At 38.5% G+C, this 14,975-nt stretch carries 10 protein-coding genes; 8 read left to right on the top strand and 2 right to left on the bottom strand.

The features are described from left to right. The first annotated feature begins 698 nt into the window (after nucleotides 1-698). The 6 genes from AC0UMU_RS00440 to AC0UMU_RS00415 all read left to right on the top strand — a co-directional run bounded on the left by AC0UMU_RS00440 (nucleotide 699) and on the right by AC0UMU_RS00415 (nucleotide 11,234). Nucleotides 699-3,626: a SusC/RagA family TonB-linked outer membrane protein gene (locus tag AC0UMU_RS00440; RefSeq protein WP_031258970.1), complete on the top strand. Its 2,928-nt coding sequence runs from the start codon at nucleotides 699-701 to the stop codon at nucleotides 3,624-3,626. A 20-nt stretch (nucleotides 3,627-3,646) separates the two neighbouring features. After that, nucleotides 3,647-5,095: a RagB/SusD family nutrient uptake outer membrane protein gene (locus tag AC0UMU_RS00435; protein WP_022390089.1), complete on the top strand. Its 1,449-nt coding sequence runs from the start codon at nucleotides 3,647-3,649 to the stop codon at nucleotides 5,093-5,095. 25 nt (nucleotides 5,096-5,120) lie between these two features. Then, nucleotides 5,121-5,912 carry a DUF4843 domain-containing protein gene (locus tag AC0UMU_RS00430; protein WP_009317958.1) on the top strand — a complete coding sequence of 264 codons (792 nt, stop codon included), beginning with the start codon at nucleotides 5,121-5,123 and terminating at the stop codon, nucleotides 5,910-5,912. 13 nt (nucleotides 5,913-5,925) lie between these two features. After that, nucleotides 5,926-7,470, top strand: coding sequence for a PKD-like family lipoprotein (locus tag AC0UMU_RS00425; RefSeq protein WP_288639875.1), 1,545 nt, complete (start codon nucleotides 5,926-5,928; stop codon nucleotides 7,468-7,470). Between the two features lie 61 nt (nucleotides 7,471-7,531). Beyond that, a complete protein-coding gene (locus AC0UMU_RS00420) occupies nucleotides 7,532-10,111 on the top strand; it encodes a zinc-dependent metalloprotease (protein WP_122303703.1) in 2,580 nt (859 codons plus the stop codon). 61 nt (nucleotides 10,112-10,172) lie between these two features. Next, the gene (locus AC0UMU_RS00415) at nucleotides 10,173-11,234 is read left to right on the top strand and encodes a BACON domain-containing protein (protein WP_022603155.1); all 1,062 of its coding nucleotides are present in this window, start codon (nucleotides 10,173-10,175) and stop codon (nucleotides 11,232-11,234) included. 69 nt (nucleotides 11,235-11,303) lie between these two features. Here the strand turns inward: AC0UMU_RS00415 and AC0UMU_RS00410 are convergent, their stop codons facing one another. Both AC0UMU_RS00410 and AC0UMU_RS00405 read right to left on the bottom strand, forming a co-directional pair. Continuing rightward, nucleotides 11,304-11,882, bottom strand: coding sequence for a PepSY-associated TM helix domain-containing protein (locus tag AC0UMU_RS00410; protein ID WP_022603154.1), 579 nt, complete (start codon nucleotides 11,880-11,882; stop codon nucleotides 11,304-11,306). After that, the gene (locus tag AC0UMU_RS00405; RefSeq protein WP_022603152.1) at nucleotides 11,869-12,396 is read right to left on the bottom strand and encodes a hypothetical protein; all 528 of its coding nucleotides are present in this window, start codon (nucleotides 12,394-12,396) and stop codon (nucleotides 11,869-11,871) included. Before AC0UMU_RS00405 ends, AC0UMU_RS00410 begins: the two co-directional genes overlap by 14 nt. Nucleotides 12,397-12,680: 284 nt before the next feature. On the opposite strand from AC0UMU_RS00405, the gene AC0UMU_RS00400 reads away from it, so the two are divergent. Both AC0UMU_RS00400 and AC0UMU_RS00395 read left to right on the top strand, forming a co-directional pair. After that, on the top strand, nucleotides 12,681-13,256 hold the full coding sequence (locus tag AC0UMU_RS00400) for a helix-turn-helix domain-containing protein (protein WP_288639874.1): 576 nt from the start codon (nucleotides 12,681-12,683) through the stop codon (nucleotides 13,254-13,256). 21 nt (nucleotides 13,257-13,277) lie between these two features. Beyond that, a complete protein-coding gene (locus AC0UMU_RS00395) occupies nucleotides 13,278-14,930 on the top strand; it encodes an AMP-binding protein (protein ID WP_009317965.1) in 1,653 nt (550 codons plus the stop codon). Nucleotides 14,931-14,975 lie beyond the last annotated feature (45 nt).

Genomic DNA, 14,975 nt, shown 5'->3' with positions numbered 1-14,975 from the left:
AAAATCAAAAATAAATTATTTCATAAACCTATTCCGAAAAGAATCAATTCCTGACAAAAATATATTACTAATTAGACTAATAAATACAAAATGCCATAAACATTTCTCATCCCACCTATATGCATTTTCAAAAAATGTAGGTCTAATTATTGAGTAAATATACAAAGAATTACAAAAATAAATATTATCACAAAGTTTTGTATTACAAACACATAACACAATTAATAAGAATTATTCTAAATAATAAAATCATTATTTTAGAATAATTAATACTGTATTTCTATACAAACACCTATATTTGCACACCATTTTAAGCATCATTCAAAATATCACAAATGCTTATCATGTCTTCAAAATACAAGAAATAAGTAAGAAAACAACTAAAAACAATAGAAATTTACAATAATAGATTCGAACTAATTAGATAAAATATTCAATAGCCGGGGTACAATACAAAAACAATCAGACATAAAGAATATAACCTAGACTATGTTATCAATATTATTTTTCAGCTTATAAAAGCTTTTTTGATTTTAAAATATGCTACTTACTAAACTATAATTTCTTAGATATTACTCATGCAAAAATATTTTTATATTTTTTTGGTATGTTTATTCTCCGGTTTCCCGTTATTTTCCCAAAATAATGATAAGGATACAAAAGACTCAAAAGAAAAGACTTCAAAAGAAAGAATTTTTATGGGAGTTGTAAAAGATCAGTCGGGTGAACCTCTTCCGGGAGCTGTGGTATACGTCAAAAGCAAACCGGCATCAGGAACTTCGACAGATGCATACGGAAATTTCATATTAAAAAATATTCCGGAAGGTAAGCAAATCATCATTATCAGTTGTTTGGGTATGGAGCCCAAAGAATTTACTTTCACCGGACAAAAATCTGCGATAATCGTTCTGGAAGAAAAGGTAAAAAAAATACAGGATGTCGTGGTTACCGGTATCTATGTTCGTAAAAAAGACAGTTTTACCGGTTCGGCAACAACTTATTCAAAAGAAGATCTAAAGACAATCGGTACAAAAAACCTAATTCAAAGTTTGAAAACTTTGGAACCCTCACTAAAAGTAATGGACAACAACACTTGGGGTTCTGACCCGAACCGAATGCCGGATATGGAGATTAGAGGGAAAACCAGTATTGTCGGAGAACTTTCTTCAGATTATGACAATACAGCCAACCAACCGCTTTTTATTTTGGACGGAATAGAAGTCACAATAAATGACATCATGAACTTGAACATGGACCGTATCGCTAACGTTACAGTGCTAAAAGATGCAGCATCCACCGCAATATACGGGTCAAAATCTGCCAATGGGGTCATTGTTGTGGAAACCGTAAAACCCGAACCCGGACAATTAAGAGTTTCTTACAGTGGAAACTTCCAATTGCAGATGCCTGATCTAACAGGATACAATCTTATGAACGGAGAAGAAAAGCTACAATACGAACTTCTCGCCGGACGTTACACGGCTAAAGACAATATGGAAAGTCAGGATGCATTAGACGCCCTCTATTACAGCCGACTGAAAGAGATAAAAAGAGGCGTAGATACTTATTGGTTGTCAGAACCTTTGCGAGCGGTCTTCAATCACTCTCACAACCTATATGTAGACGGAGGGGACAAAGCCATGCAGTATGGTATAGGACTAAGCTATAACGATGAAAGCGGAGTAATGAAAGGTTCTGACAGACAAATTATGAGCGGAAACATCGACCTCACCTATCGCAAGAATTCTTTAATTTTCTCGAACAAATTCAATGTCGATTTGGTAAACTCAAAGCGAGAACCGGTAGAATTCTCAAAATTTGCCGAAGCAAATCCTTATTACAGAAAAACGAATGACGATGGTACTGTATCGGAACTGTTAGAACCTCTTGATGTTGCAGGAGAACCGATCTATAACCCCCTATATCTTTATAACATAGTTAACAATGATGCCACTAATGACATCACTTTACGAGACAATTTCAGCATTATATGGCGATTTCTTCAATCGTTCCAATTGAGAGGCCGTATAGGAATCAGTAAGTTGATCTCTCAAAATGAAGCATTCAAGTCTCCGAGCCATCCGGATTTCACAGGCGTAGATAAAAAAGGTTCTTATTCTAAAAACGACAGTGAAACTTTTTCTTACAATGGAGACATTACGCTAACTTACGGTAAAGTCATTAAAGACAGACACCAAATAAATGCCGTAGGAGGATGGACTTTTAGTGAAAAAAGCACCAAAAACTCAGGATATTCCGTTTACGGATTTACCAGTGATCTCCATCAAAACCCCCAATTCTCTGCAGGATTTGACGAGGGCGCAAAGCCGACATATAAAAACGCTACAAGTCGATCGACAAGCTTCTACCTGAACGGAAACTACTCATACCGAAACAGATATATGGTCGATGCAAGTTTACGTTTCGACGGATCGTCTGTATTCGGAGCTCAAAAGTTGTTTACCTCAACTTGGGCAGCCGGTATCGCATGGAATATCAACAACGAACGTTGGTTTCAGGTCGATTGGATCGATCTGTTGAAACTGAGGTTCTCGATAGGTAATCCGGGCAACCAAAACTTCGATGCTTATCTTTCGTCCGGAACATATATTTATAACCCCGAATACCAAAATCATTTCGGCACAAGTGCTATTATAGAAAAATTCGCCAACAAAGGGCTGGAATGGCAAAAGACGATCGACAAAAACTTCGGTATAGATTTTGAATTTTTGGATAGCCGTCTGAGAATAGGCGGAGACTATTACTATAAAGTAACCGATCCTCTTCTGGTTTCTATCCCTATGCCTCCATCTGTCGGGACAGACAAGATATATACCAATTTCGGCGGACAGATCTCCAAAGGTTTTTCCGGAATGATTAGCTATACAGCAATAAAACGCCCCACGACACGGTTGAACTTTAATCTTACTTTCAGTAACGGAACTTCCGAATACTTTAATATCGGAAATAAGCTCGACTTCATGAATGAAAAAGGAAGCAGCACATCCCTCCGTCGTTACTACGACGGAGCAAGTCCCGACGATATATGGGCTGTACGCTCGGCAGGTATAGATCCGGCGACAGGACGCGAAGTTTTCATTAAAAAAGACGGGAGTTATACATTTCAATACGATGCAAATGATGAGGTCGTTGTAGGATCTACAGCAAAAGATCTCGAAGGAGTTTTCAGTGTATCGTTCTATTACAAACAATTTTCCGCATCCGTCAACTTACGTTACCAGTTAGGAGCACAGACTTTTGCTTCTGCTTTATACAACAAAGTCGAAAATATAACAGAACAGGGGATGTATTATAATCAAGACAAAAGAGCCCTATATGATCGTTGGCAGAAACCGGGCGATAAGGCAAAATTCAAGGCGATCGATAATTTTGAAAGTACCCCGATGTCTTCCCGTTTCGTAATCAACGAAAACGTACTATCCGGCGAATCTATCAGTTTTGGTTATGAAACTGCAGGTAAATGGGTACGAGCAATGAAAGCTCAAGGTATTTCTTTCCGTTTGTATATGAATGATATTTTCAGAATATCCTCATTTAAAGAAGAAAGAGGAACTGATTATCCGTTCTCCAAAAGCGTTTCTTTATCTGTAGGTGTACGATTTTAATTAGAAAAGGATCATAGGTTATGAAACAATATGTCATTATTATCACACTAATATCGACACTCTTAGGAGGAAGCTCTTGCAAAGAGTGGCTGAAAGTTGACTCGGAAGATCGTATTATGGAAGACGCTCTTTTCCAAAGTGAATCGGGTTTCTTCACCGCATTGAACGGTGTATATGTACACCTGCTAAATACCAACTTATACGGAAGAACTTTAACGGCAGGGACATTCGATATATTAGCACAATATTACGACACGACAAAACCGTTAAATTCTCATACATACAGATCTTTAGCAAACTTCGAACTCCAAGCTAAAAAAGATGCGGTAGCAGATACTTGGAAAGAAGCTTATTTTCTGATCGCTAATATAAACACTATACTGGAACACTGTGAAAACGATCGTTCGGTTCTCTCCGAATCTAACTATGAATTGATAAAGGGAGAATGTTTGGCATTACGCGCGATGTTGCATTTCGAGATGTTTCGCATTTTCGGTCCGATCTATTCCTACGAACCGGGAAAAGTCTGCATTCCATATTCAGATGATACAGAAAAAAATGTAAAGCCTTTATTAAGCGCAATAGATGTCGTAGATAAAATATTAACGGATTTGAACCAAGCCGAAAACTTATTATTAAATGTAGATCCGGTCATTACCAAAGGTCCACAATCCAGTGCCGAAGGAAATAACAGACTGAGATACAGAAATCTCCGTTTAAATTACTTTGCAGTTCAAGCATTAACCGCACGAGTATATCTATATGCCGGAAATACGACAGAAGCCGGGAGATATGCACGGAAAGTCATTTCCGGAGCATCTAAATTTTTCCCGTTCGCAACCCGTGAACAAGTAAACGGACAAGCTGCCACCGGTACTGTGAATCGCGAAGCTGAAGACCGCATATTTTCTTCAGAAGTTTTGTTTGGAGCTTATAATACACAAAGATCTACCGATATATATGACAAGTTGTTTTCTAATAAACTGGAACTTAAAAACCTCCTTACAATGACTGAAAACGGCGTAAAGGCTTTATATGATGATGAAGGAGATTTAAGAACTTGTCACTTTCAGGCTCTGCGGGATATCGAAGCAAATGACGGTCGTTTTTTTGTTAAATACGGCTTCGTAACCGACGGTGATTTAGGATATGCATCGATTATTCCCATTTTACGAATCTCGGAAATGTATCTTATCGTAGCCGAATGCGAAAAATCTCTCACATGGGTCAACGACTTGAGAAGTGCAAGAAAAGCAGCACAGGTTTCTTCTGGAGGAAGCCTTGACGGAAGTATAGAAGATGAATATGTGCGGGAGTTTATCGGTGAAGGTCAACTATTCTGGTATTATAAACGAAAAGGAATTACAGAAATACCCCGATTATACAACAGGAGTGCAGGAGATATGAAAATAGAACTATCGAACTATCAATTCGATCTCCCTGATAAGGAGTTGGCAGAGCGTGAATAAAATAATGAAAAAAGGAAAAAGGAAAATGAAGAAAATCATATTTCTGAATCTTATAGCTATTTTAGCACTATTTACCGGATGCAGGGAAGAGATACCTGAATATTCGGGAACTTCAGGTATCTATTTTGCCATGTCTAAAACAAAAGGCGGATTGGATGACAGCAAATTAGACTATACCGATAATACGAGTTTACCGTTTGCCGTATTCGACAAGGAAGATTCTATACTGATTGTCAGAGTAAAAATCATCGGAGAAACTGTTCCACACGACAGAGAAGTATTTATTGAAGTCGTACCGGAAAAAAGTACGGCTATCGCCGGAGAAGATTACGAACCCTTACAAGAAAAATACTATGTAAAGGCAAATGAAATCTATGCCCAAATACCGATTCACTTCTATAAAAAAAGTTCATTAAAAGATAATGAACGAACACTTCAGCTTCAACTGAAAGAATCAAAAGATTTCAATCTGCCTATGCCATATTGGCTCGCACCCAACAGTTCTGACAAAACCGGTATAGATGTCATACACCACACGATCTCGATCAGTGATAAATGGGTAAAATTACCGGGATTTAACGAATATTTTTTAGGCCCTTACTCTGAAAAAAAGAATAGGCTTATTTGCGAACAGTTCAATTTGACACTGCTTGATTTCTTAGAGCCCATGTCAACTGTAAAAATAAAAACGTTAGGAATCAAGTTCGACCAATACCTAAAAGAAATGGAGGCTAAAGGACAGACCATTTATGAAGATTACCGGGACTCCGAAGGGAATCTTGTAAAAATGACTGCCGGAGAAGGTATTCAATATTAAAAAAGAATCGACAATGAAATATAATGCTTATCTATTGGTATTTTGTATGTTGTTACTTTCGTCTTGTTTTAAGGACAAAGGGAATTACGACTATACGGACATCAATGACATCACGATCGGAGATAAAGGATTTGCAGCCGATACGATTTACAATGTACGGGCAAATGTAGATAGACTGACGATTACACCGGAACTGAACTTCTCATTAGACCCCGAAGAAAAAGGATCTTATAAATATGAGTGGGTCGCTGTCGGAACTCAAAAATATCCGGGAGAACGTTTTGTTCTCGGAAACGAACGAAATCTGGACTGCATCATAACACTTCCGGCTGAGGCTTTTACCCTTTATCTAAAAATAACCGATCAAAACACCAATGTAGTGTTCAGCAAAAGCGTAGAACTGAATGTAAGTACATCATATACCAAGGGGTGGATATTGGCTTGTGAGGATGACGCCGGAAATGTCCGCGTCGATATGCTGTCGATAAGCCGGGATACTTTGCATTTAAAAAATATCCTGACAAACAGCAGTAACGTTCCGCATAAAGATATTAATCTGATATGGGTAGATAATAGTCCCGAATTATATGAAGAACAAGTTTATGTATGCACGGCACATAATACTTTCAGATACGGACGTGACGAATTTGACCAACCTACGGAACTTACAATTTTCGATCCGGATCAAAAAGGATACCGCAACAACATAGTTATTACGGATATTCAAAAATTAAAAGACAAAAGAGGAATGTTTCTCGCTGACGGTAAAGCTTATGTTTTATCCAGTTCGAATGAAGGAGAATTCGGAAATCCGGTCAGCTATTACGAAGAAGAAAGCGGATATAAATATTTCAATATCGGGGACAAAATAGCTTGTAACCGTAGTGGTGAAGATATATCCGCCGCTGTCATCGATCAATTCATTTTATATAATACCGATGACAAAAGATTCACCTATCTAAGAACTTTGGCCAATAGTATGAAAGATATGGCTGATAGTGATAGCGACAACACGTTCAGTTGGAATACCAAAAAAGATTTTGCTCCTGACGGACTCGATTTCGTAACGACAATCAATTCGCTTTTTGGTAGCGGACAATCTGCCACATTGCTAAAAAATCCGGTCGATGGCAAACTATACCTCTACACTTACACGATTACACGTACCGGAGGCTCTGCAACTAAAGGCGGGAAATACATGGTTTCAGGGGCAACGAATATAGACCAATCTGAACTATTCAGTTTAACAAACCGACAAGGATACTTGATATATGCAGCCGGAAATACGTTATACGGTTACAATTTCAGAAACGGAAGTGCAGCCGTCGAACTTCGATCTTTTCCGGGCGAAAAAATCACGGCAATCTTCAATGATATTATCTCGGATCAAAAAGATCAAGACTTCTTTTATATCGCCACATATAAAGAAGGACAGGAAAATGGAGGGACTTTAAGAAAATATCAGGTAATCGACTCGGCAGATAAAATAGAAATTATCGATCAAGAAATGTGGGGAGATTTCTCCCGTATAAAGAATATTGCATTCAAACAATTCTAAAAAACAAATAACAAATTTATTCTTCAACCAAAATCATTAATTATCATAAATTATGTACAGTATGAAATACAAGTTGTTTGCTTTGTTGATTTCATTATCAGTAGCTCTGCCAGACGCAAATGCAGGATGGTTTAAGCGAAAAAGTAAGAAAAATAAAGGTAAAACCGAACAAACAGCACCAGCAAAGAAAAAAGATAAATTTGCCGATGCTATTCAAAAAGCGACACCCCACGACGGAGTATTTAAAGCATGGGTTACACCCAAAAACGAACTTCTTCTGGAAATAACACCGAAAAACCTGGAGAACCTGTATTTGTTGGCAAACCGAGTATCGGAAACCAGTAACAGTTCAAACTTTACCGCAGGCGAAATGTTAGGAGATCCGTTCATGTTCTGTCTTTCAGCAGACACAAGCAACGTATATATGCATACAGTACAAACTTACGATAAAGTAAAAGAAGATGATCCCATCGCCACATCTTTCAAACGGAATTTCAATAATCCGATTTTAAAAACATTCAAGATAAAAGCCTCTCGTAACGACACTCTATTGATAGACGTTACCTCATTTTTCGTATCAAACGAAAAATGCATCACTCCAATTCGCCAAAGTGTCCGTACAAGAGAAACGATGAGTGCCTCTTATGATGCATCAGCTTCAAGATTAAAAGAGGTGAAGAGTTTCGAAAAGAACATAGAGATTACCAGTATTCTGAATTTCAATATTACAGCAGGAGGATATACCCTCACAATGCGCCGTTCTATAATAGAACTCCCCAAAGAACCGATGAGAAGCCGTTATCAAGACAATCGAGTAGGATACTTCAGTTCTGGTTATTATTATTACACATCCGAAGCGGATAAAATCCTGCCGAAAGAATTTATTCACCGCTGGCGTGTAGAGCCGAAAGAAGAAGACTTGGAGAAATATTTCAAAGGAGAGCTGGTAGAACCTAAAAAACAAATCGTCTATTATGTAGATTCTGCATTTCCTGAAAAATGGAGAGGTGCAGTAAAAGCTGGTATCGAAGACTGGAACAAAGCCTTTGAAGCCGCAGGATTTAAAAACGTAGTAGTAGCAAAAGATTATCCGACAGACGACCCGAATTTCGATCCGGACGATATTCGCTACAATTGCGTACGTTATATGACCAACGACATTGCTAATGCCGCCGGACCGAGTTATATAGATCCGCGTAGCGGAGAAATTTTGGTTGGTGAAGTCATGTGGTATCACAATGTAATTTCGTTAGTTCACAACTGGCGCTTTTCCCAAACCGGAGCAGTAGATGCACGTGTCCGTAAAATGATTTTCGATGATGACGTAATGAATGAGTCTTTACGTTATGTTGCATCCCACGAAATCGGCCATACACTCGGATTGATGCACAATATGGGTGCAAGTTACTCCTTCCCCGTAGACTCCTTACGCAGTCCGTCTTTCACACAAAAATACGGAACTACTCCGAGTATCATGGACTATGCCCGGAATAACTATGTTGCGCAAAGAGGAGACTTCGAAAAAGGTGTACGGATGGTTCCGCCATTAATGGGGGTTTATGATATGCACGCTATCAATTGGGGGTATCGTATCTTCAAAGATGCAAAAACTGCAGAAGATGAATATCCTTACCTGAATAAAATCATCACAGATAAAAAAGGAGATCCGATGTATGAATTCGGAGCACAGCAGCTATTTCTCAATGAAGACCCTACCGACCAAACTGAAGATTTGGGAAATGATCATATCAAAGCCAGCAACTACGGCATCGAAAATTTGAAATATATTATTTCGAATATCGATAAATGGTTTGCGCAAGAAAATAAAAACTACGATGATATACAAGAAATGTATCTGGCCTGTGTAAGTCAATACATGAGATATTTGACTCACGTAATGCCTTACCTCGGAGGAGTGGAATATAAAGATATCGTACAAGACGGAGAAAGCAATTATGCAAAACGGTATATTACAAAAGATAAACAGAAAAAAGCGATGATATGGCTCACAGACCAAGCGCTGAATTGCCGGAAATGGCTTCTTCCTGAAAACATAATGAGAATTACCGGATTGGAATCTAACCTCTATGACAATTTCCAATACTCTATTGTAGGGAGAATCTTAGGTCCTGGAATCATGGGAAGCGTTTATGAAGGAGAACGTTCAGGACAAGAAAATCTATATACATTAGATGAGTATCTGAAAGATGCGACAAATGCGATATTCGTAAATACGATTAAATCAAAATCCCTGACTCAGGAAGACATGAATCTTCAAAATGCCGCAGTTGCAGCATTGATGAAATACTCCAACCTCGACCCGTCTATGAACAAAGGATTAATGGGTGGATTGGCTGATCCGGAACAAGAGTTGAAAAAAATGATGGATTCGGTAGCAAAAGAGAGCAACGCTTTTTGTAAACAACACGATAAATGCAGTTTTCATAAAGAAGAACAATCTTATGCCCGGCATAATATGACCCCTGCAAAATTATCCGCAGGTGTCGGTCGTCCGATTATTACCGCAACTTTGAAAAACATATTAAATCTGTACAAAGCAAAGAGGGGTACAGGAGATGCTCGTACAAGAGCATACTATGATTACCAGATCACAGTTATTCAAAAATTGTTTGACAAATAATAACTAATGGGAAGCGGTAACCGCCGCTTCCCCTATTTACTAACTAAATAATAAATGATCTATGAAAATTACTGATCTGAAATTCTTAGCCATCGCTTTATTAACAGTAACATTTTCATTTACATTGAACAGTTGTTCAGATGACGATGATGACAAAAAGGGAGAAGAAGTAAACTACACTCTGTCTTTAGCATCCGAAGACGATGCTTTACTGGAACTTCCTACCGACCAATTAGTCGATACGGTCGTTCACATCACGACAAATGCTCCCGCAGAATTGATCAAGGTAGAAGCTGTCGAAAATAACGGTTCTTGGTGTACTGCCAAAGTATTGAATAATACGACCATCTCAGTAAAAGCCGGCATTCATACGGAAAGTGACGACAGAACGGCGACATTCAAAATTACCGTACCCGGTGCAGAACCCGTTGAATTTACAATAACCCAATTGGGAACTGATACTCAAAATACGATCACTTTATCGGGTGTCCCCATGGAAAATAACATGTATACTTATACCACACCTTATAAAGACGGAGCTCCATTCAGTTTCGTTATTAAAACAAATGCCGGACGTTGGAACATGACCGTAGAAGATTGGAACGACCCTGAAGATGGAACTTATACACCCTGGTATAGTATCAACAAGACTAGCGGACGCAGTGGAGAAACAGTCGAAATCAAATTTACCCAAGCAAATGAAACCAGTATGATGAGAAATATAACATTAAATATCAGCGCAGGAACAGCAGAACCTGTGAGCATTTCCATCATGCAAAATCCTATGCCTGCAACAGAAATCACGGTTTGGGATGCAAATTGGGAAACAACAATCGCAAACAATACATTATTGAGTTTCAATGCTAGCGACATCAGCACAAGCAGAGTTGAATACGGTATCGACGCAAACGGAAGCATCGATGTAGCAATTTGTACTGCCGGAACATCAAATCCCATAACAGAAGAAGAATCTTGGTTAAATGCAAGTTACGGAATATACGGGAATGTTGTTATATCCCCCAAATCTGCTAATACCACAGGAGCGGACCGTAAATTAGATGTTGTATTAAAAGGCGGTGACGTTGAACTTTTCCGCATACCGGTAGTTCAGAAAGCCAACTAATATTTTTCCCTATTATAAAAAAACGTTCGTTTCAATAAACGAACGTTTTTTTATAATATCAAGTCTATATCAGCTTAAATAAATCAGGAACAAAACGGGAATCAAGATTCCTATTATAAATTCGATTCCTCCTCGTCCGATAATGCCCTTATTTCCTTTATTCATAAACAATCCGGTAATCGTTATGATAATCAGAGATACGGCAAACACATCGGAGAACCATGTCCACCAACGCATCGGATTATAATGCAAACGGTTGAAAGCACTCAATATCGGACGTTTTTTTACCGACTCATATAAAGCTTTACCGGTATTCATATCGACCTCCAAAGAAGAGCCACCTTTCAAAAAGACTTTCATTTGCTGATCCCCGAAATAATAGTGTTTCATATAAGCATTCTCTTCCCCGACTTGCTCAAGTAAAGCCAAAGTCTCCTCTTTCGACACTTTTTCCTGTTTCGGGAAATCGCCCTTCAACATAATTTCAGAACGAGAAATCCGATAATCCGAATTAAAATCACGTTTATGGTTCAATGCAATACCTGAAACCGCATAAACAATTATTATCCCGGCAAAAATAAAGGAAAGATCCCGATGAATGACCCGAAACCATTTGCGTATCTTAGCAGAAAAATTATTGGACGGCATATTCTGAAGCAACGATATGATACTGACTATAATAATTCTTGTTTTCTTTTTCGGCACGTTCCGCTATTGCTGCCCGAATTTCGGCAATTTGCTGTTTCAACATTGCTACCGCCTCAGGATTACCTTGCGGAGTCTTCAAACTTTCATCTAAACGGTGCTCCCAATCAGAAAGAAAAGCTTCATCCACTCGTTGTTCATTAATAACGACTTTTACACGAACGTTGTTATTTCTCAGATCATTGCTGAACGAACCGATTTGAGATCCGGCCTCTACATTGACAATCTGAGTCGTATCGCTTCCCATCAAAGTAATATGAGAACCGCCATGCCCGCAGATATCGACACAAAAACCTTCAACCTCCACCGTATCACCGATCAAGGAGTCTTGCAAAACCAACAAACTATCTACCTGATACACTTCATCTGTGATCTGATCAGAGGTTGTCGTTTTGGGCTGACACGCTACGACAAAAGAGAGTACCAATAATGATACACATAAATTTACTACTTTCATTTTTTTATTTATTAAAATATTTGATTTATTTCTGCATAATAAATATTTATACACTACAAATATACTACTTACTTAATTAATTTCAATATAAAATATCAGCAATCATATTTTTCCAAACATCAAATCCGAAAAATAAAAAACTCGATAAAACGATTTTCAGTAATTTATTTCGGAAAAATTTCGTATATTCTTTCATTCAAATTAAAGTTTTTCTTATTTTTGCCAATAATTATTTCATATTATTGCAAATTGCATCACAAAAACATACAATATAATAGTAAGTTATGAAAAACAACAAGACCGTAGGTTACAAAATACAAACGATTCGGGAAAATAAGAATATGAGCCGTAAAGAGGTAGCCGAACAAGCCGGATTAAGCGAAGAACAGGTTACACGAATAGAAGAAGATATCGATTTACCGGCACTTGCCCCGCTATTAAAAATAGCTCGAGCTATGGGGGTACGGTTAGGAACATTCCTTGATGATCAGGAAGAGCTCGGACCTGTTATATGTCGGAATATGCAAAAGGAAAAAAGTATTAGTTTCTCTACAAATACTCCGAATGCATCCAGGCACATGGAATATTATTCTTTGTCAAAATCGAAATCGAACCGCCACATGGAGCCTTTTTTTATAAACATAGCTCCAGCCCCGGCAAACGAATATGAAATGTCCTCACATGAAGGAGAAGAATTTATTATAGTCGCAAACGGAGAAATTGAAATCAATTACGGTAACGAAACATATGTCCTGAAAAAAGGTGATAGCATTTATTACGACTCTATCGTACCTCACCACGTACATGCCTATAACAACCAAACAGCCAGTATTCTCGCTGTAGTTTATGTTCCTGCCTAAAAACCGCTAAAATTCCAGACTATGCAATTATTTGAAAAAACATTAGGAGATTTTCTCGAATATTGGGCAGAAAAAACACCTGATAAAGAATTTATCGTTTACTCGGACCGAGACTTGCGTTTTACTTACTCAGAATTCAACAAACGTGTAAATAATCTTGCCAAAGGGATGATGGCCATAGGAGTCGAAAAAGACTCCAAAGTCGGTATTTGGGCGACGAACGTACCCGATTGGCTCACATTCCTGTTTGCTTCTGCCAAGATCGGTGCAATTCTGGTTACTGTAAATACGAACTACAAGCAACATGAGCTGGAATATCTAGTAGAAAATGCAGATATTCACACATTATGCATATCCAACGGTACATTCGACAGCGATTACGTCGACATGACCTACACAATGCTCCCCGAATTGAAAACCTCACAACGAGGACATTTGAAAAGTAATAAGTTCCCCTATATGCGCAATGTCGTTTATATCGGACAGGAAAAACATCGGGGCATGTACAATACAGCAGAACTTCTTTTATTAGGAAATACCATAACCGATGAAAAGTTAGAAGTTCAAAAACAGAAATTCAACTGTTATGATGTAGTGAATATGCAATATACTTCGGGGACTACAGGTTTCCCAAAAGGAGTAATGCTTACTCATCACAATATCACGAACAACGGATATTGTATAGGACAATGCATGAAATTTACAGAGAACGATCGAGTATGCCTTCCCGTTCCCCTTTTCCATTGTTTCGGTATCGTACTCGGCATCATGGCAATCATCACCAATGGAGGATGTGCCGTAATGCTTGAACGATTCGATCCGCTTGTCGTACTGGCTTCGGTTCATAAAGAACGATGCACTGCACTATACGGCGTCCCGACTATGTTTATTGCCGAATTGAATCACCCGATGTTCAGCATGTTCGACCTTTCATCTCTACGCACGGGAATTATGGCAGGATCTCTGTGTCCCGAATGGCTTATGCGGGAAGTAATGGACAAAATGTACATGAAAGAAATCACAAGTGTTTACGGACTGACTGAAACATCGCCGGGCATGACTCAAAGTAAGGTCGATGATCCGGTCGAAGTCAGAGCATCGACAGTAGGAAGCGATCTTCCCGGAGTAGAAGTGCGTGTAATAGATCCGGAAACTCTCGAAGAATGTCCGGTAGGTGTGCAGGGTGAAATGTGTTGCCGAGGATACAATATCATGAAAGGATATTACAAAATGCCGGAGGCCACAGCCGCCATTATCGATAAAAACGGCTTTTTGCATTCCGGGGATCTGGGAATAAAAACTCCTGAGGGCAACTACAAAATTACCGGACGTATCAAAGATATGATTATTCGAGGCGGAGAGAATATATATCCACGCGAAATTGAAGAATTCTTGTATCAGATCCCGCAAATTAAAGACGTACAAGTTGCTGCCGTGCCCTCAAAGAAATACGGAGAAGAAGTCGGAGCATTCATTATACTGAAAGAGGGCGAAAGCCTGCATGACTGCGATGTAAAAGACTTCTGTAAAGGGAAAATTTCACGACATAAAATACCTAAATATATTTTCTTTATAGACCAATTCCCATTAACCGGTAGCGGAAAAATACAAAAATATAAACTAAAAGATTTGGGACTCGAACTATTAAAGAAACAAGGTATTACACCCGACTGAAAAAGCTTTTCCATCTACCTATAATTTGATGATATCCTTTTGTCT

The sequence above is a fragment of the Coprobacter fastidiosus genome (assembly GCF_982245605.1).
Note: the sequence above shows the minus strand (reverse complement) of the source record. Positions and strands in the feature narration are given on the sequence as shown.

Coding starts and splice junctions, on each gene's coding strand:
- AC0UMU_RS00440 (WP_031258970.1), top strand. CDS start 699: ATGGGAGTTGTAAAAGATCAGTCGGGTGAACCTCTTCCGGGAGCTGTG.
- AC0UMU_RS00435 (WP_022390089.1), top strand. CDS start 3,647: ATGAAACAATATGTCATTATTATCACACTAATATCGACACTCTTAGGA.
- AC0UMU_RS00430 (WP_009317958.1), top strand. CDS start 5,121: ATGAAGAAAATCATATTTCTGAATCTTATAGCTATTTTAGCACTATTT.
- AC0UMU_RS00425 (WP_288639875.1), top strand. CDS start 5,926: ATGAAATATAATGCTTATCTATTGGTATTTTGTATGTTGTTACTTTCG.
- AC0UMU_RS00420 (WP_122303703.1), top strand. CDS start 7,532: ATGAAATACAAGTTGTTTGCTTTGTTGATTTCATTATCAGTAGCTCTG.
- AC0UMU_RS00415 (WP_022603155.1), top strand. CDS start 10,173: ATGAAAATTACTGATCTGAAATTCTTAGCCATCGCTTTATTAACAGTA.
- AC0UMU_RS00410 (WP_022603154.1), bottom strand. CDS start 11,882: ATGCCGTCCAATAATTTTTCTGCTAAGATACGCAAATGGTTTCGGGTC.
- AC0UMU_RS00405 (WP_022603152.1), bottom strand. CDS start 12,396: ATGAAAGTAGTAAATTTATGTGTATCATTATTGGTACTCTCTTTTGTC.
- AC0UMU_RS00400 (WP_288639874.1), top strand. CDS start 12,681: ATGAAAAACAACAAGACCGTAGGTTACAAAATACAAACGATTCGGGAA.
- AC0UMU_RS00395 (WP_009317965.1), top strand. CDS start 13,278: ATGCAATTATTTGAAAAAACATTAGGAGATTTTCTCGAATATTGGGCA.